The organism is Nocardia sp. CNS-044, from assembly GCF_059570515.1.
The window spans coordinates 271,504-289,772 of sequence record NZ_JCANSX010000009.1 but is presented as its reverse complement, the minus strand read 5'-3'; the positions used below and the strand labels follow the sequence as shown (position 1 = coordinate 289,772).

General features: G+C 69.5%; 16 protein-coding genes. 8 read left to right on the top strand and 8 right to left on the bottom strand.

The features are described from left to right. Window positions 1-2 precede the first annotated feature (2 nt). Window positions 3-2,144 carry a transketolase gene (gene tkt / locus T333_RS24130; protein WP_357248433.1) on the bottom strand — a complete coding sequence of 714 codons (2,142 nt, stop codon included), beginning with the start codon at window positions 2,142-2,144 and terminating at the stop codon, window positions 3-5. 480 nt (window positions 2,145-2,624) lie between these two features. Here tkt and T333_RS24125 point away from each other — a divergent pair, with 480 nt between their 5' ends. Beyond that, the gene (locus tag T333_RS24125) at window positions 2,625-3,617 is read left to right on the top strand and encodes a heme o synthase (protein ID WP_496425927.1); all 993 of its coding nucleotides are present in this window, start codon (window positions 2,625-2,627) and stop codon (window positions 3,615-3,617) included. A 57-nt stretch (window positions 3,618-3,674) separates the two neighbouring features. Here T333_RS24125 and T333_RS24120 read toward each other — a convergent pair whose 3' ends face one another. After that, complete coding sequence (locus tag T333_RS24120; protein WP_496425926.1) at window positions 3,675-5,099, bottom strand: FAD-dependent monooxygenase; 1,425 nt, start codon at window positions 5,097-5,099, stop codon at window positions 3,675-3,677. A gap of 84 nt (window positions 5,100-5,183) precedes the next feature. Between T333_RS24120 and T333_RS24115 the strand changes: the two genes are divergently transcribed. After that, window positions 5,184-5,786: a TetR/AcrR family transcriptional regulator gene (locus tag T333_RS24115; protein ID WP_496425925.1), complete on the top strand. Its 603-nt coding sequence runs from the start codon at window positions 5,184-5,186 to the stop codon at window positions 5,784-5,786. Window positions 5,787-5,852: 66 nt separating this feature from the next. Here the strand turns inward: T333_RS24115 and T333_RS24110 are convergent, their stop codons facing one another. Continuing rightward, on the bottom strand, window positions 5,853-6,818 hold the full coding sequence (locus tag T333_RS24110; RefSeq protein ID WP_357248441.1) for a quinone oxidoreductase family protein: 966 nt from the start codon (window positions 6,816-6,818) through the stop codon (window positions 5,853-5,855). A 62-nt stretch (window positions 6,819-6,880) separates the two neighbouring features. Between T333_RS24110 and T333_RS24105 the strand changes: the two genes are divergently transcribed. After that, window positions 6,881-7,231, top strand: coding sequence for a hypothetical protein (locus tag T333_RS24105; protein WP_141809968.1), 351 nt, complete (start codon window positions 6,881-6,883; stop codon window positions 7,229-7,231). A 34-nt stretch (window positions 7,232-7,265) separates the two neighbouring features. On the opposite strand, the gene T333_RS24100 is transcribed toward T333_RS24105, so the two are convergent. Continuing rightward, complete coding sequence (locus T333_RS24100; protein ID WP_355002278.1) at window positions 7,266-8,153, bottom strand: universal stress protein; 888 nt, start codon at window positions 8,151-8,153, stop codon at window positions 7,266-7,268. Window positions 8,154-8,339: 186 nt separating this feature from the next. Here T333_RS24100 and T333_RS24095 point away from each other — a divergent pair, with 186 nt between their 5' ends. After that, on the top strand, window positions 8,340-9,089 hold the full coding sequence (locus T333_RS24095; protein WP_496425924.1) for a hypothetical protein: 750 nt from the start codon (window positions 8,340-8,342) through the stop codon (window positions 9,087-9,089). Window positions 9,090-9,131: 42 nt separating this feature from the next. Here the strand turns inward: T333_RS24095 and T333_RS24090 are convergent, their stop codons facing one another. The 4 genes from T333_RS24090 to mptB all read right to left on the bottom strand — a co-directional run bounded on the left by T333_RS24090 (window position 9,132) and on the right by mptB (window position 13,571). Then, window positions 9,132-10,106, bottom strand: coding sequence for a COX15/CtaA family protein (locus tag T333_RS24090; RefSeq protein WP_496425923.1), 975 nt, complete (start codon window positions 10,104-10,106; stop codon window positions 9,132-9,134). Between the two features lie 71 nt (window positions 10,107-10,177). Beyond that, window positions 10,178-10,963 carry an ABC transporter permease gene (locus T333_RS24085; protein ID WP_496425922.1) on the bottom strand — a complete coding sequence of 262 codons (786 nt, stop codon included), beginning with the start codon at window positions 10,961-10,963 and terminating at the stop codon, window positions 10,178-10,180. After that, a complete protein-coding gene (locus T333_RS24080) occupies window positions 10,960-11,892 on the bottom strand; it encodes an ABC transporter ATP-binding protein (protein ID WP_355002282.1) in 933 nt (310 codons plus the stop codon). The genes T333_RS24085 and T333_RS24080 overlap by 4 nt, the downstream gene beginning before the upstream one ends. After that, a complete protein-coding gene (gene mptB, locus T333_RS24075) occupies window positions 11,889-13,571 on the bottom strand; it encodes a polyprenol phosphomannose-dependent alpha 1,6 mannosyltransferase MptB (RefSeq protein ID WP_496425921.1) in 1,683 nt (560 codons plus the stop codon). The genes T333_RS24080 and mptB overlap by 4 nt, the downstream gene beginning before the upstream one ends. A 432-nt stretch (window positions 13,572-14,003) precedes the next feature. Here mptB and T333_RS24070 point away from each other — a divergent pair, with 432 nt between their 5' ends. Genes T333_RS24070 through sufC form a run of 4 tightly spaced genes read left to right on the top strand, consistent with a single transcriptional unit; the run spans window position 14,004 to window position 18,269 of the window. Next, window positions 14,004-14,816, top strand: coding sequence for a helix-turn-helix transcriptional regulator (locus T333_RS24070; protein WP_496425920.1), 813 nt, complete (start codon window positions 14,004-14,006; stop codon window positions 14,814-14,816). Next, complete coding sequence (gene sufB, locus T333_RS24065) at window positions 14,813-16,249, top strand: Fe-S cluster assembly protein SufB (RefSeq protein ID WP_357248455.1); 1,437 nt, start codon at window positions 14,813-14,815, stop codon at window positions 16,247-16,249. The genes T333_RS24070 and sufB overlap by 4 nt, the downstream gene beginning before the upstream one ends. Further along, window positions 16,249-17,460, top strand: coding sequence for a Fe-S cluster assembly protein SufD (sufD, locus tag T333_RS24060; protein ID WP_357248458.1), 1,212 nt, complete (start codon window positions 16,249-16,251; stop codon window positions 17,458-17,460). Before sufB ends, sufD begins: the two co-directional genes overlap by 1 nt. Window positions 17,461-17,492: 32 nt before the next feature. Beyond that, a complete protein-coding gene (sufC, locus tag T333_RS24055) occupies window positions 17,493-18,269 on the top strand; it encodes a Fe-S cluster assembly ATPase SufC (protein WP_355002287.1) in 777 nt (258 codons plus the stop codon).

Here is an 18,269-nt window from a genome sequence, read left to right as displayed (position 1 = left end):
TCTTATCCCTTCACGTTGTCCAGCGTGCGCTGCGCGGCGGCAACGACCGCGTCTTCGGTGATGCCGAACTCGCGGAACAGGGTCTTGTAATCGGCCGAGGCGCCGAAGTGCTCGATGGACACGATCTCGCCCGCGTCACCGGCGAACCGGTGCCACGGCATCGCGATACCGGCCTCGACGACGACGCGCGCGCGGATCGCGGGCGGAAGCACCTCGTCCCGGTAAGCCTTGTCCTGCGCGTCGAACCACTCCACACACGGCATCGAGACCACCCGGGTGCCGATGCCCTGCGCCTCCAGCGTAGTGCGCGCGGCCACGGCGAGCTGCAGCTCCGAGCCCGTGGCGATCAGGATCACCTGCGGGGTTCCGGTGGACGCCTCGGCCAGGACGTAGCCGCCCTTGGCGACGCCCTCGTAGCTGGTGCCCTCCTGGATCGGCAGATCCTGGCGGGTCAGCGCCAGCGCGGAAGGGCCGTCCTGGTGCGGCATCTCCGACACCGAGAAGTGCGAGGCGTTCTCGGCCGATTCACGCTCGAGGATGGTGCGCCAGGCGTAGGTGGTCTCGTTGGCGTCACCGGGACGCACCACGTTCAGGCCCGGGATCGCGCGCAGCGCGGCCAAGTGCTCGATCGGCTGGTGGGTCGGGCCGTCCTCGCCGAGGCCGATGGAGTCGTGGGTCCAGACGTAGATCGCGGGCACCCGCATCAGCGCCGCGAGGCGGACCGCCGGGCGCATGTAGTCGCTGAACACCAGGAAGGTGCCGCCGTACGGCCGGGTCGGACCGTGCAGCGCGATGCCGTTGAGAATCGAGCCCATCGCGTGCTCGCGCACACCGAAGTGCAGGGTGCGGCCGAACGGGTTGGCCTTCCACATGCCGGTCGAGATCGACTCGGGGCCGAAGCTGGGCTGGCCGGGCATGGTGGTGTTGTTGGACTCGGCGAGGTCGGCCGAGCCGCCCCACAGCTCGGGGAGCACCTCGGCGAGCGCGGCGAGCACCTTGCCGGACGCCTTGCGCGTGGCCATGCCCTTGGGGTCGGGCTCGTGCACCGGCAGGTTGTCGGTCCAGCCCTCCGGCAGCCTGCGCTCGACGAGCCGGTCGAACAGCGCCTTGTTCTCCGGGTTGGCCGCGGCCCACGCGTCGAACTGCCGCTGCCATTCCGCGTGCGCCGCCTTGCCACGCTCGACGGCCTTGCGGGTGTGCGCGATGACGGCGTCGTCGACTTGGAAGCTCTGCTCGGGATCGAAGCCGAGGATCTTCTTGGTGGCGGCCACCTCGTCGGCGCCGAGCGCCGCGCCGTGCGAGGCTCCGGTGTTCATCTTGTTCGGGGCCGGGTAGCCGATCACGGTGCGCAGCACGATGATCGACGGCTTGCCCGTCTCGGCCTTGGCGGCCTCGACGGCGGCCTCGATCGCGACGACGTCCTCGCCGCCCTGCACGGTCTGCACGTGCCAGCCGTAGGCCTCGTAGCGCGCGGCCACGTCCTCGGTGAAGGCGATGGTGGTGTCGTCCTCGATGGAGATCCGGTTGTCGTCGTAGAAGACGATCAGGTTGCCCAGCTGCTGGGTGCCCGCGAGCGAGGACGCCTCGGAGGTGACGCCTTCCTCGAGGTCGCCGTCGGAGGCCACCACGTAGACGAAGTGGTCGAAGGGGCTGGCGCCCGGCGCGGCGGCCGGGTCGAACAGGCCGCGCTCGCGGCGCGCCGCCATCGCCATGCCGACCGCGGAGGCCAGACCCTGGCCCAGCGGGCCGGTGGTGATCTCGACGCCGTCGGTGTGCCGGAACTCCGGGTGGCCGGGGGTGAGCGAGCCCCACTTGCGCAGGTTCTTCAGGTCGTCCAGTTCCAGACCGAAGCCGGTCAGGTAGAGCTGGATGTACTGGGTGAGGCTGGAGTGGCCGCACGACAGCACGAAACGGTCCCGGCCGACCCAGCTCGGGTCGCTCGGATCGTGGCGCAGCACCCGCTGGTAGAGGGTGTAGGCCAGCGGAGCCAGGCTCATGGCGGTGCCCGGGTGGCCGTTGCCCGCGTTCTGCACCGCGTCGGCGGCTAGGACGCGGACAGTGTCGACGGCCTTGGTGTCCAGATCCGTCCAGTCGTCCGGGTAGTTCGGCTGAGTGAGGGCGCGGATGTCGTCTGTGACTGACACGACCGAGATTCTCCTGACATTGGTCTCGTCGACGGCGGTGTGCTTGGTAACGGCGGTGGGAACGCACGGCAGCTGTGGCATGCATACCGGTTGTGTATCCAACCACCCTAGATGTGCCCGCTGAGCGCCATGCCGGGAACCCGCTTTAACGGCGCATCTTCGCCTCCGATCCGGCCGTGCGCGGGCTGATGGAGGACCGCATCCGGCTGCGTCCCTCGGGCGCGTCTCGGCCTCGGCCGGGACCGTGCGCGGAGTGTGTCGGGGCGCACTGATCGGGCGTCGGGGCCTCGCGCCGGGCGGGGCTCGCGGCGGAGCGATGTCGGCGGGGGTCTACCATCCTCTGTAGTAGTAGCCGCGCCGCATTCGGCTGTAGGGCGCCGAGGCGGACGGACGTCCGGCTCTCGCGCATCCGTGACAGCGGGTCCGAGCGAGCTGCTCGTTCCATTGCCGGATGCGATGCACAGCGTGCGAGGAGAGACAGTGCGGATTGGGCAACAGCCGGGTGGCGATGGCGCACACGGCTCCTCCGCGACGGTGCTTGCCGACCGTTTCACTGGTCCCGGCCTACCGTCCCGGCTCATGCGACGGGTGCTCGCCTACATCGCGTTGACCAAGCCGCGCGTCATCGAGCTGCTGCTCGTCGCCACGATCCCGACCATGCTGCTCGCCGACCGCGGCAGCGACGTGGACATGCCGCTGATCCTGGCCACCCTGTTCGGCGGCTGGATGGGCGCCGCGAGCGCCAACACGCTCAACTGCGTGGCCGACGCGGACATCGACAAGGTGATGAAGCGCACCGCCAAGCGCCCGCTGGCCAGGGAGGCGGTGCCGACCCGCAACGCGTTCGTCTTCGGCGTCGCGCTCGGCATCGGATCCTTCGCCTGGCTGTGGTGGCAGGCGAACCTGCTCGCCGGCGCGCTCGTCGTCGCGACCATCCTGTTCTACGTCTTCGTCTACACCCTCGGCCTGAAGCGGCGCACCTCGCAGAACGTCGTCTGGGGCGGCGCGGCGGGCTGCATGCCAGCGCTGGTCGGCTGGTCGGCGGTCACCGGCGGCATCGGCTGGCCCGCGATCGCGCTGTTCGGCGTCATCTTCTTCTGGACGCCGCCGCACACCTGGGCGCTGGCCATGCGCTACAAGGAGGACTACCGCGCGGCGGGCGTGCCGATGCTGCCGGTGGTCGCCACCGAGCGCACGGTGACCAAGCAGATCGTCATCTACACCTGGCTCACCGTGCTCACCACGCTGGCGCTGGTGCCGGCCACCGGCGTGCTCTACGCCGCGGTGGCGCTGGTGGCGGGCGCGTGGTTCCTGCTCATGGCGCACCAGCTGTACGCGGGCGTGCGGCGCGGGGAGTCGGTCAAGCCGCTGCGGCTGTTCCTCCAGTCGAACAACTACCTGGCCGTGGTGTTCTGCGGTCTGGCGGTGGACTCGGTGCTCGGCTGGGAGACCATCGGAAGCTTTTTCGGGTAGTCGCCCGGATTCGAGAAAGGCCGACGCATCGCGCGTCGGCCTTTTTCGTCGGTGCGATCAGTCGCGGCGGCCGAGGTGTCCGTCGGGACGCACTAGGACTCGTTCGCCATCGACGGCGGCGTACGCCGAGAACGCGTGCCCGTCGACATCGACAACGTACGGTTCGGCGGTCGTCACGCCGGGGCGCAGCACGGCGTAACTCCGCGCGCCCGGCTCGGCGGGCAGCGGACCCGTCGCGCCGAAGCAGAGCAGCGTCGCGTGCGGTCCGCGGAACAGGTCGAACAGCCGCACCTGGCGTCCGTCGGCGTCCTTCACCGGCGCGTCGGGCGCGCGGTCGCCCACCGCCAATGCCCGGTGATCGCCGGGCGCCCGGTAGCTGATGTCCAGCTGGCGGGTCTCCTCGCCGCGTTCGAGCGCGTCCTCGTCGCCCTGGGTCAGCTTGTCCAGCAGCGCGGTGCTGAGGCCGAGCACTCGCGCCGCCACCGCCCGTCGCTCGGATTCATAGCTGTCGAGCGCGGATTCGTCGCCCTGGAGCGCGGCGGCGAGCTTCCAGCCGAGGTTGTAGGCGTCCTGAATGCCGGTGTTCATGCCCTGGCCGCCGGTGGGCGGGTGCGTGTGCGCGGCGTCCCCGGCGAGGAACACCCGGCCGTCCCGAAAGCGCTGGGCCAGCCGGATGTTCGGCCGCCAGACGGTGGCCCAGGCCAGATCGGTGAGCACGATGTCGGAGCGGCCGCTGTGGTGGTCGACGTAGCGCTGCAGCAGCGTGAGCGTCGGCTCGGCGTTCTCGGTCAGCGGCGCGGCGACCTGGAAGTGCGCGCCGCCGGGCAGCGGCGCCAGCACGATGCCGTCCATCGGACGTCCGGCGTCGGCGGCGAACCAGTAGCCGTACTCGTGGTCGAGGGCGTCGGCGCGCACGTCGCCGAGCAGCATGCGGAGGGAGTCGTCCGTGCTGCCTTCGAACGGGATGCCCACGCCCTTGCGCACCGTGCTGCGACCGCCGTCCGCGCCGACCAGGTACGCCGCCCGCACGGTCTCCCGCGCGCCGTCGCGGTCCAGGATCGCGGTGACGCCGTCGTCGTCCTGTTCGAACGACACCAGGGCGGTTCCGGTCTGCACGCGTACGCCGAACTCGGCGAGCCGGTCGCGCAGGATCGCCTCGGTGCGTGACTGCCCGAGCGTCCACCCATTGGGGTAGGGGACCGCGGGCGTCGGCGCGACGGGTTCGGCCATCCGGCGTTCCCCGACGAACTCGCCGCCGAGGTAGGCGCGTAGCACCGGGATGGGCGCGCCCGCCGCGAGCACCGCGTCGAGCACACCGAGATCGTCGAACACCTCGAGCGTGCGCGGCTGGATGCCGTCGCCGCGTGACCCCGCGAAGAATTCGGCGGCCTGGTCGACGATGCGCACCGGCACGCCGCGGCGGGCCAGATCGATGGCGAGGGTGAGGCCGGTCGGTCCGGCTCCCGCGATGAGTACTTGCACGATGACTCCTTGACTGAATTCTAATTCACTGAATCTGAATTCAGTATTGGAGTTGGTACCTTGTCCTGTCAAGGAGGTGGCGCGGTGGCGACGAGCCGCAAGGAGAGATCGGTCGAGACGGAGCAGGCGCTCAAGGCGGCCGCACTGCGGGTCTTCGCCGAACGCGGGTATCTGAACACCAAGATCACCGACATCACCGCGGCCGCCGGACGGGCGGCGGGCTCCTTCTACAACCACTTCGCGAGCAAGGAGGCCCTGCTCACGGCGCTGTTGCGCGATATGGCCGACGCGGGTGACGTACGCGCCGAAGCGGAGGACCACGACCCGGATTTCAGCCGTCCCGAGGCGGTCCGGTACCACATCGAGGGCTACTGGCGTTTCGCGCGCGAGCACGTCGCGGTGCTGCGCGCGGTCGAGCAGGCGGCCTTGGTCGACGCCGAATTCGGCCGCAGCGCAGGACAATTCGCCAAGGATCAGCGCGCCGACATCGCCGATCACCTGGCCGGTTTCGCCGCCGCCGGTTTACGGTTGCCGAGCACGCCGGACGCGAGCCTCGCCATGATGTTCCTGCTCACGCAGGGGCTGCTGGGTGCGGTGGCGGACGGCAACGTCGAGCTGGACGACGACGAAGCCGTGGAAGGGCTGACCCGCTTCGTCTATCGCGGGTTGACCGGCCGGGACTACTGAACCGGAGTCGTTGCGGGCGGACGGGCCGGAAATGCTGAACCGGCCACGCCACCAACGATCGACGACTCAGGGCAGCAGCACGATCGACCCCGTGGTCTTCCGGCCTTCCAGATCACGGTGCGCCCGTTCGGCTTCCGCGAGCGGATAGGTCGCACCGACCCGGACGCGCAGCGTGCCCTTCGCCAGCGCCGCGAGGATATCGCCAGCGCGCCAGAGCAATTCGGCCCGATCGCGGGTGTAGTGCGCCAGCGACGGACGGGTCAGGAACAGCGAGCCACCGGCGTTCAACCGCTGCGGGTCGAACGGCGGGACCGGGCCGCTCGCCGCGCCGAACAGGGCCACCGTGCCGCGCACGCGCACCGAGGCGAGGCTCGCGTCGAAGGTGGACTTGCCGACGCCGTCGTAGACCGCCGCCACACCGACCCCATCGGTCAGCTTGCGGACCTGGTCGGCGAGGTCGTCGCCGTAGCGAAGCACCTCCGCCGCGCCCGCCTCGCGGGAGAGCGTCTCCTTCTCGTCGGAGGACACGGTTGTGATGACCCGCGCGCCCCGCGCCGCGGCCAGCTGCGTCAGGATCAGGCCGACACCGCCCGCGCCCGCGTGCACCAGCACCGTCTCGCCGGGTTCCGGCGTGTAGATCGACTCGATCAGATAGTGCGCCGTCATGCCCTGGAGCAGCGCCGATGCGGCGACCGGGGGATCGACGCCGTCCGGCACCGGGATCGCGACGGCGGCGGGGACCACGACCCGCTCGGCGTAGCTGCCCGGCGCGGCCGCCCACGCGACCCGATCGCCCACCGCGAACTCGGTGACGCCGGAGCCGACCGCGGACACCACGCCGGTGCCCTCGGAGCCGGGCACGTAGGGGACCGGCTGCGGGTAGGTCCCCGTGCGGATGTAGGTATCGATGTAATTGACGCCGATCGCCTCGGTGGTCACCAGCAGCTGGTCCGGCCCGATGCTCGGCTCCTCGACCTCCGTGTACCGCAGGACCTCGGGACCACCGTGTTCGGAAACCTGAATGGCGCGCATGAGATTCAGTTCTACACCCGCCGGGTCTGGACCACCTCCTACCGGTCGGTAAACTCGCCAGCATGAGCGTTGAGACCGCCCCGGCCCCGGTGAAGGTGTCGAGTTCCCTCGTCGACTCGGTGAAGGGATTCCTCGCCGATCACGGTGGTTCGGCCACGGCCGTCCTGCAGCCGATCGGCCGCATCGGCGTGCGTGTCACCCTGGTCGGCGCCGACGGCATCCTCGGCGACCGCGTCGTCGCCGATCTGCCCACCGCCAAGCGGCTGGTCGAGGTCGTCGACGGTCTGACCGAGGCCGATGAGTGGGACCGTGAGCTCACCTCCGTCGTCACCCCGCGCAAGAGCCACTGGGCGCAGATGGCGGGCTGGGTAGCTCGGCAGACCCGCTTCCCCAAGGCGCGCAACGAGAAGTGATGCGGCGGCCCGGCCGGTCTCAGGCCCTGCCCGTCTAGGATTCGGCGCGGGCCACCAGCACCGGGCATGGCGCGTGGTGCAGCAGGTTCTGGCTCGTCGAGCCGAGCAGCAAGCCGGTGAACCGGTTGCGTCCGTGGCTGCCCGTGACGATCATCTGAGCGTCCGCTCCGTGGTCGAGTAGCGCGCGCGTCGCCGGGCTCTGCAGTACCAGCTTCTCGACCTGCAGGTCCGGGTATTGGCTCGACCATCCGGCGAGCCGCTCGCTCAACAACTCTCGCTCCTGCTGCGCCAAGATCTCCCACGCATCGGGTACCGGCGTCCATTGCAGCAGGTCGGGATCGTTCCATGCGTGTAGCGCGATGACGCGCACGCCGAGCCGTGCGGCCATTTCCAATGCGTGGCCGACCGCGGCGTTGCTGGCGGGACTACCGTCGACGCCGACCAGGATCGGGCGCTCGTCGGGCAGCGGATTGTCCACATCGCCGCGCCACACCACCACGGGACAGTGCGCTTTGTTCGCGACCCGCAGCGCGGTCGAACCGAGCAGCAGGGTGGTGATCCGGTCGTCGGTGGTGGCGGCCACCACCAGCAGCAGCGCCGTCTCGCTCGCCTCGACGAGTTCGTCGCCAGGAACGCCCTCCACCACCGTTTGGGTGATCTCCAGGTCGGGCTGGTCGGCGCGCACCGCGTCGACCGCGGCCGCGACGTGTTTCTTGGCCACGAAGCGCAGCGTCGGAAGGATGTCGGCGTCGGCGACGATGGCGGCGGTGATCCGGTAGTCGATGGTCGGCACGATGCTGAGGACGACCAGCCGCACCCCTTCGCGCGCGGCGACGGCGCCCGCCCAGCGCGCGGCAGCCAGCGCGGAGCGGCTGCCGTCGACGCCGACGACGATGGACTGCTGGTTGGCGAACCTGGTCATCTCGCTATCCTCCGGTGGTCTCGACGCTGTGTCATTCCTCGGAGCGGAGTCTTCGCTCGGCGCGGCCGTTGTCTCGGCTCGGTCTCCGTTTCTCTCTTACCCATCGTGGCAGTCGCCACCGGATCGCCGATCGAGGCACGCGGCGCGGTTTTGCCGCGCGTCTCGGTCCGTGGGTAGCGTCGCGGCGTGACTGAAATGGACGAACTGGACATCCATGAGCGGTACGAGGCCCAGATGTGGGCGCTGCACGACGATGTCTGGAACGCGTGGGGGCGACTCGATCAGGAAGTGTCGGCCCCGCGCTACCAATCGAGATTCCTTCCGACCGAACTCTGGGCCAACATGGGCATCGACGAGCCGGAGCCGCCCAGCATCGACCACCCGAGCTACCGGGTGGTGCGTCGCCAGTACGGGCTGGTGGTGACCAGCCTCGGCCTGTCGTTCCCCACCGTCTGGTCGGACGCCGAGCCGACCAACGGCATCGAGGTCGAGGTCTACGCGGCCGCCACCGACATTCCGGCGGACGCGCCGTTCGCGGACGTGATGGGTTCCTGGCTGGGGCAGGTGGTGATGTCGGTCGCGCAGACCGCCTCGCAGCACGGATTCCGTTTCACCAGGAATCTGGAACACTATGGGACGCTGTCGATCTCGCTCCCGGGGTTGGACTTTCCCCCGGAGGCGGCGGGTAGCTATGTCGACGAGGACGGGCTCGTCACCGTGCTGCTGGGCATGAACGGCGAAGGTTTCCCCGAGGCGGTCACCGGTCCGCTGTCGGAGATTCGCATGGTCAACATCAAGCTGCTCACCGTCGCCGAGACCGCGTTCTGTGTCTCGGGTACCAGCGGCGTCACCGACGCGCGCGCCGAGCTCGCGAACAGGCTTGCCGCCCAGGGTGAGCCGCTCTGGTCGAGCCTGACGCGGCCGTCGGTGGTCTGACGCACGCCCATTCCGCGCGGTTCCGCCGCGAACCGCGCGGGATCAGGCCGACTGAATCGCCGGGTCGGGCGCCGCGGCGGGCACCGGTTCGCGGGTGCGCAGCGCGGCCCACAGGGCGGCGGTCGCCGCGGTGCACGCGGCGGCCCCGGCCACGTGGGTGACGACCAGCGCGGCGGGAACATCGGTGAAGTACTGGACGACGCCGACCAGCGCCTGCGCGCAGACCACGCCGAGCAGCACGAACAGGCGGGTGCGCACCGTGCGGGAGATGCCGACGGCGAACAGTCCGAAGCCGAGGCCGACCAGTAGCGCCAGGTAGCCGACCAGCAGCTGTGAGTGCAGGTGCACCAGCGTGACGATCTCGATCTGCAACCGCTCGACCGGCCGTTCGATGCTCTTGTCGCCCGCGTGCGGTCCGGCGGCGGTGACCAGGGTGCCCGCGATCAGGACGCCGGCCAGCGCGACACCGCTCAACGCGGTCAGCCAGCGCAGCGGCGCGGGCGCCTGGACGGTCTGGACGCCGTCGTCCGGCTCGCAGATTCGCGCGTAGAGCACCGTGGCCAGCCACACCATCAGCATCGACGCCAGCAGGTGCACCGCGACTGTCCACCACAGCAGACCGGTGCGGACGGTGATGCCGCCGATGATCGCCTGCACCACGGTGCCGCCCGGCATCAGCCAGGCGTAGAGGAGCACTTCGTTCCTGCGCCGCGCGCGCGTCACCGCGAGCACGATCAGCCCGGCGAACAGGGAGACCACGAAGGTCAGCAGCCGGTTGCCGAATTCGACGGCCTGGTGCACGACCGCCACCTCGGACACGCCGATCGGGGTGAAGCTGCCGGGGAAGCACTGCGGCCAGGTCGGGCAGCCGAGACCGGAGGCGGTGACCCGGACGACCGAGCCGGTCACCGCGATGCCCGCCTGGGTCAGCACGACCGCGAGCGCGATCAGCCGCTGCGTCCGCAGCGAGGGGAGCGGGAGCTTGTCGACGAGTCGCAGGAATGCGCGATACAGCACGCAACGATGGTAGCGACCGGCGATCGGGCCGCCGCACCCGGACTACTACATACCGTCGTTTGTACCGACGCTCACTCGAAACGGAACCAGCGCGCGGCCAGTGCGCCGCAGGCCACGCCCCACACCCCGAGCACCGCAAGGCCGAACCAGTCGACGCTGCTGCGCAGCGCGTGCTCCAGGGTGACCGCCAGCGCGCCGGAGGGCACCAGCCTGGCGAGCACATCGACGGCGGTCGGCAGCTCGTCGGAGGCGAACACCACGCTGGCGATGCCGAGCATGACGAACCAGAGGATGTTCGCCAGCGCCAGCACGATCTCCGCCTTCAGCGTGCCGCCGAGCAGCAGGCCCATCGCGGCGAACGTGGCGGTGCCGAGTGCGATCACCACCGCGCCGAGCAGCAGCCCGGCCGGACCCGGCCGCCAGCCGAGCGCGAAACCGATAACGCCCAACAGGATCGCCTGCAGGACCACGACGATCAGCACCGCGGCGCTCTTGCCCGCGATGATGCCCCAGCGCGGCAGCGCGGTGGCCCCGAGGCGTTTGAGCGCGCCGTAGCGGCGGTCGAAACCGACGGCGATGGCCTGCCCGGTGAAGGCGGTGGACATGACCGCCACCATCATCACCGCGGGCACGATCTTGTCCACCCGGTCCTGGCCGAGACCGCCGAACGGCAGCAGCGTCAAGCCGACCAGCAGCGTGATCGGGATGAACATGGTCAGCAGCAGCTGTTCGCCGTTGCGCAGCAACAGGATCAGCTCGAGCCGGGTCTGCGCGGCGAGCATGGCGGCGCGGGTGGTGGGACGCGGATCGGGAGCGAAGGTGCCCGGCGCGAAGCGGTTGGGTTCTGGCTGAGTCATCCGCGTAGGTCCCGTCCGGTCAGCTCCAGGAAGACGTCCTCGAGGCGGCGCTGGTCGATCCGGATGTCGGTGGCCAGCACGTTCAGCCGCGCGCACCACGCGGTCACGGTGGCCAGCACCTGCGGGTCGATCTCGCCCTCCACCAGGTACGAGCCCGGCGACGTCTCCCGCGGCGAGAAGCCCTCGGGGAGCGCGGTTTTCAACAGTTTCAGGTCCAGCTTGGGCGGTGCGGTGAAGCGCAGCTGCCCGGCGGCGCCGTGCGCGGTCACCTCGGCGGGCGTGCCGGAGGCGACGATGCGTCCGTGATCGATGATGACGAGCTGATCCGCGAGTTGCTCGGCCTCGTCCATCATGTGCGTGGTCAGCACCACCGTGACGCCGTCGCGGCGCAGCGCGTCGATCAGCTCCCACACGATCAGCCGGGCCTGCGCGTCGAGGCCCGCGGTGGGTTCGTCGAGGAACACGATCTCCGGTCGTCCGACCAGCGCGCAGGCCAGCGCCAAGCGCTGCTGCTGGCCGCCGGAGAGCCGCCGGTACGGTGTGCGGCGATTGTCCTGGAGCCCGAGGGTGCGCAGCAGCCACTGCGGGTCGAGCGGATCGGCGGAGTACGCGGCCACCAGGTCGAGCATCTCGCCCGCCCGCGCGCCGGGATAGGAGCCGCCGCCCTGCAACATGACGCCGATGCGGGAACGCAGGCGGTCCGAATCGGCGATCGGATCGAGTCCGAGCACCCGCACCGAACCCGCGTCGGGACGGACGAAGCCCTCGCACATCTCGACGGTCGTCGTCTTCCCCGCGCCGTTGGGCCCGAGCAGCGCGAGCACCTGCGCCCGTTCGACATCGAAGGTCAGGCCGTCGACCGCGGTGGTCTCGCCATAACGCTTGACGACGCCGTCGACGCTAACGGCGGGTCCGGAGGCAGCGGTCACGAAGAGACACCGTAAGACGTCGGCTGCTGTGACGGAGCCGACACCCCCGCCTGAGCGCGCCACGGCAGGGAGTTACGCGTGATCACGATGAACAGCACGCCGACGATGACGGTGGCGATGGCGGCGCCGACGATCTGGAACACCTCGAGATCGGCGCCGCGCGGCATCTGTAGAACACTCACCACCGCGGAGAACGCGACCGCGGGGACACGGAACACGGGCCGGGTCGCCCACGCCGCGAGCGGAACGATCGCCCACAGCAGATACCACGGTTGCACCACCGGGAACAGCAGCACGATGGCGCCCAGGGTGACGCCGAGCGCGCCCACCGGGTGCAGGCGACCGGTGCCGGTGGCGACGAGCATGCGCACCGTCACGAACGCGGCGACCGTCGCGGCGATCGGACGGGTGATGCTGAGCAGAGCGGTGGTGTGATCGCCGAGGCCGAGTAGTACGCCGCCGAAACCGGTGATGATGCCGAGCGCGGTGGGCAACGACATCCAGCTGCGCACGGCGCTCGCGGTATTGAGCGTGTGGATCCACCCGAAGCCGAGACCGCTCGCCGAACTGATCACGAGCGTGGTGCCGAGGGCTATCGCGCCGAGCATCGCGGCCGCCGTCACCACGGGCCGCCAGCCGCCGCCCCAGCGTCGGGCGAGCGCCATCCACACGAAGCCCATCGCGATGATGGAGGTGATCTTGATCGTCGAGGACAACGCGATGATCAGCGCACCGGCGATCAGCAGCGTGTAGGCCCGTCCGTCGAACGGGTGGGTGTCCTCGATCGCCCGCAGCGCGAACTCGAGTCCGGCCAGCATCAGACCGATCATCAGCGCGTCGTTGTGCACGCCGCCCACCAAATGGAACAGCACCAGCGGATTCGCCGCGCCGAGCCACAGCGCGCTCACCCCGGCGACACCGCAGCGGACGGACAACCGCGGCAGCGCCCAGACGATCAAGGCCACACCCGCCAGCGCGAGCACCCGGTGCACCCAGACGCCGAGAATGATGTTGTCCCCGGTCAATTCGGCGATGCCACGGCCCATCCACAGGAACAGCGGCCCGTACGGGGCGGGCGTATCCCGCCAGATGGTCGGGACGTTGTTGGTGAGGACGTTGTCGATCCCGAGACCGGCGACCGGGCCTTCTTTGTAGGGATCGATGCCGCGCGCCGCGATCTCGCTCTGCGCCAGGTACGAGTACACGTCGTTGCTGAACAGCGGCGGGGCCACGCTGAGCGGGATGATCCACAGCAGCAGGGTGCGGTCGAGCTGCGAGCGGGTCAGCCGGTGCCGCGGGGAGCCGCCGAGGCCGCCGACCGCGAAACGGCCGAGCAGCAGCCAGGCGAGCACCACGACGACGGCGCCGATCATGCACATCGCCAGCGAGCCGGTGTGCGCCCTGGCGAAAATGCCGAGCACGCGCAGACCGGACGTCGGGTTCTGCTGCACCGGCTGCGCGCCGATGCCCAGCGCGCTGATCGCCATCAGCACCGTGCCGGTCGCGCCCATGAGCCGGATGCGGTCGAGCTGGACCAGCTCTCTGCGGTCGAGTTCGGGCACCTCGGATTCGTCGCGGTGCAACACCGCGATGGTGTGATCGGCCGCGGGCACGTCGAGACCGAGCGCCCGGCGCCCGAATACCACTGCCTTGCGCCGCGCGCCCTCCAGTACCGCCACGAGACGCAGCCTAGTGGGCGCTGCCGGACAGAGTCCGTCGACAGCCCGCGCCCGGCCGGGCGTCGGTCTCGTACCGCACCGAGTGGCCGACGGGATCGAGCATCGCGACTCGTTCACCCGAGTCTCTCGAGCGAGTGTGGCCAATGTCGCAGCAGGTCCGGATCTCGCATCGCCCGGGTGTGCCAGCGGCACGAAAAGGTGCGGGACTCGGCCCGGGACGGAAGGGGGCGGACGCGGGTCGCAGCGGAAAGCTCCAGGTTGGAGCCGCGCGAACCGTGTGGAGGCGGAGGGGCGGTTGTCCGGTTTGCTGAATCGCGCCCTTGTTGCCCGAAGGAACGGGCGCTGCCACCGCCCCGGTCACGCAGGTCGAGCCCTGTTCTACTCAGGGCACCCTTATTAGATTTCGGGAACGAATTCCGCCACACTGATGTTGTGAAAACCGTGGGTTTGCGGAAGAACGACGAGAGGTCCGGTCGCAAGACCGGTGCCGCGCCGTCCGCTGCCGTCGCCACGGTCGGGGCCGAGGGGCATCACACCCGTGCCGCCATCGTCCAGCTGCTGCTGGAGGAGGGGCCGATCACCGCGACGGCGATCGGCAACCGGCTGGGGCTCGCCCCGGCGGGCGTGCGCCGCCACCTGGACGCCCTCATCGATTCGGGGCAGGCCAGGGCCAGCCGGTCCACGCCGTGGCAGCAGAAGGGGCGCGGCCGTCCGGCCAAGCAGTATCAGCTGACCGCTGCGGGTCGCGGCAAGCTCGGGCACGCCTACGACGACCTCGCGGGCGCGGCGATCCGCCAGCTCGGCGAGATCGGCGGCGACCAGGCCATCACCGAGTTCGCGCGTAAACGGGCACGCACTATCGTGGCCGGGATCGAACCCGTCGGGGAGCACACCCCGGAGACCACCGAGGCCAAGGCCGAGGAGATCGCCGAGGCGTTCACCGACGCCGGGTTCGCCGCGTCCACCCGCAAAGTGGGCGCGGGCGTGCAGATCTGCCAGCATCACTGCCCGGTCGCGCACGTCGCCGAGGAATTCCCGCAACTGTGCGAGGCCGAACTCGAGGCGTTCCGCGATCTGCTCGGCACCCATGTGCAACGGCTCGCGACGATCGCCAACGGCGACTGCGCGTGCACCACGCACGTTCCGCTGCTCGTATTACCGATTACCAATTCCCAAGACGCACAACCAGCCGCCGCACAGCCCGCGACGGTACGAACGAACGACTCCGGAAGGAGTGCCGAATGACGACGACCACCGACCAGGTGCAACCGCTCACTCAGGAAGAGACCATCGCTTCGCTGGGCAAATACGGTTACGGCTGGGCCGATTCGGATGTGGCCGGTGCCAGCGCGCAACGAGGCCTGTCCGAGGCTGTCGTCCGCGACATCTCGGCCAAGAAGAACGAAGAGCCGTGGATGCTCGAGCAGCGGCTCAAGGCGCTGCGTATCTTCGACCGCAAGCCCATGCCGAACTGGGGCTCCAACCTCGACGGCATCGACTTCGACAACATCAAGTACTTCGTGCGCTCGACCGAGAAGCAGGCCGAGAGCTGGGAAGACCTGCCCGAGGACATCAAGAACACCTACGACAAGCTCGGCATCCCGGAGGCGGAGAAGCAGCGGCTGGTCGCCGGTGTCGCCGCGCAGTACGAGTCCGAGGTCGTCTACCACCAGATCCGCGAGGACCTGGAGGCCCAGGGCGTGATCTTCCTGGACACCGACACCGGTCTGCGCGAGCACCCGGAGATCTTCCAGGAGTACTTCGGCTCGGTGATCCCCGCCGGTGACAACAAGTTCTCCGCGCTGAACACCGCCGTGTGGTCGGGTGGCTCGTTCATCTACGTGCCGCCGGGCGTGCACGTCGACATCCCGCTGCAGGCCTACTTCCGCATCAACACCGAGAACATGGGCCAGTTCGAGCGGACCCTGATCATCGTCGACGAGGGCGCCTACGTGCACTACGTCGAGGGCTGCACCGCGCCGATCTACAAGTCCGACTCGCTGCACTCCGCGGTCGTCGAGATCATCGTGAAGAAGGGCGGCCGCTGCCGCTACACCACCATCCAGAACTGGTCGAACAACGTCTACAACCTGGTCACCAAGCGCGCCAAGGCCGAGGCGGGCGCGACCATGGAGTGGATCGACGGCAACATCGGCTCCAAGGTCACCATGAAGTACCCGGCGGTCTGGATGACCGGCGAGTACGCCAAGGGCGAAGTCCTCTCGGTCGCGTTCGCGGGCGAGGGCCAGCACCAGGACACCGGCGCGAAGATGCTGCACCTGGCGCCGCACACCTCCTCGACCATCGTGTCGAAGTCGGTGGCGCGCGGCGGTGGCCGGGCGTCCTACCGCGGCCTCGTCCAGGTCAACAAGGGCGCGCACGGCTCGAAGTCGACCGTGAAGTGCGACGCGCTGCTGGTCGACACGATCAGCCGCTCGGACACCTACCCCTACGTCGACATCCGCGAGGACGACGTGACCATGGGCCACGAGGCGACCGTCTCGAAGGTCTCCGAGGACCAGCTGTTCTACCTGATGAGCCGCGGCCTCACCGAGGACGAGGCGATGGCGATGGTGGTGCGCGGCTTCGTCGAGCCGATCGCCAAGGAACTCCCGATGGAGTACGCGCTGGAACTCAACCGCCTGATCGAACTGCAGATGGAAGGAGCCGTCGGCTGATGGCCGTCGAGAACGTTGCCGAAGCCGCTGAGGCTCGTACCCCGGCGATCAATAAAGGCGAGGTTTTCACGTCGTTCGACGTGAACGCCTTCGAGGTTCCGCACGCCAAGGACGAGGCGTGGCGGTTCACCCCGCTGCGCCGCCTGCGCGGCCTGCACGACGGCACCGCGACCCGGGACGGCAAGGCGCAGGTCGAGGTCGCGCCGGCCGAGGGCGTCACCGTGGAGACGGTGGACCGCACCGACGCGCGCCTCGGCCAGGCCGGTGTGCCCGCGGATCGCGTCGCGGCGCAGGCGTACTCCGGTTTCGAGCAGGCCACCATCGTGTCGGTCGGCTCGGAAGTCGAAGTGGCCGAACCGGTCACCATCACCATCACCGGCCCTGGCGAGGACAAGACCGCCTACGGTCACTTGCAGATCCGGCTCGGGAACTTCGCCGTCGCCACCGTCGTCATCGACCAGCGTGGCAGCGGAACCTACGCGGAGAACGTGGAATTCGTGCTCGGCGACAGCGCCAAGCTGGTCGTCGTCGCGGTCCAGGACTGGGCCGACGACGCCGTGCACACCACCGCCCACCACGCCATGCTGGGCCGCGACGCCACCCTGCGGCACACCGCGGTGACCCTGGGCGGCGACCTGGTTCGCCTCACCGGCACCGTCAAGTACGACGGCCCCGGCGGCGACGCCGAACTGCTCGGCCTCTACTTCGCCGACGCGGGACAGCATTTCGAGCAGCGCCTGCTCGTCGATCACGCGGTGCCCAACTGCAAGTCGAGGGTGCTGTACAAGGGTGCGCTGCAAGGCGACCCGGCTGGGTTCGATGGGCGCTCCGCAAGCTCCGCGCACGTACCCAAGGGCGACGCCCGCACGGTCTGGGTCGGCGACGTGCTGATCCGCGCGGCCGCCGAGGGCACCGACACCTTCGAGGTGAATCGCAACCTGGTGCTCACCGACGGCGCGCGCGCCGACTCGGTGCCGAACCTCGAGATCGAGACCGGCGAGATCCTGGGCGCCGGACACGCCTCGGCCACCGGCCGTTTCGACGACGAGCAGCTGTTCTACCTGCGCGCCCGCGGCATCCCCGAGGACGCCGCCCGCCGCCTGGTGGTGCGCGGCTTCTTCCACGAGATCATCCAGAAGATCGCGGTCCACGAGGTCCGGGAGCGGCTCGAGACGGCCATCGAGGCCGAGCTCGCCGCGATCGGCGTCTGATCACCGAAACTCTTACCCCGCAAAGGAACTCCATGACCACCCTGGAAATCAAGGACCTGCACGTCGAGGTCGCCAACCCCGACGAGACCGGCGAGCCCATCAAGATCCTCAAGGGCGTGAACCTGACCGTGAAGTCGGGCGAGACGCACGCGATCATGGGCCCCAACGGCTCCGGTAAGTCGACCCTGTCCTACGCGATCGCCGGCCATCCGAAGTACACGGTGACCTCCGGCTCGATCACCCTCGACGGCGAGGACGTGCTCGAGATGTCGGTCGACGAGCGCGCGCGTGCGGGCCTGTTCCTGGCCATGCAGTACCCGGTCGAGGTGCCCGGCGTCTCGATGTCGAACTTCCTGCGCACCGCCGCCACCGCGGTCCGCGGCGAGGCTCCTAAGCTGCGCACCTGGGTCAAGGAGGTGAAGGAGTCGATGAACGAGCTCGAGATCGACGCCGCCTTCGCCGACCGCAGCGTGAACGAGGGCTTCTCCGGCGGTGAGAAGAAGCGCCACGAGATCCTGCAGCTCGGCCTGCTCAAGCCGAAGATCGCCATCCTGGACGAGACCGACTCCGGCCTGGACGTCGACGCGCTGCGCATCGTCTCCGAGGGTGTCAACCGCTACAAGGAGCGCGAGGACGGCGGCGTCCTGCTGATCACGCACTACACCCGCATCCTGCGCTACATCCAGCCGCAGTTCGTGCACGTCTTCGTCGGCGGTCGCATCGTCGCCGAGGGCGGCCCCGAGCTGGCCGAGGAACTCGACGCCAACGGCTACGTCCGCTTCACGACCGCTGCTACCGCTGGAGCCTGA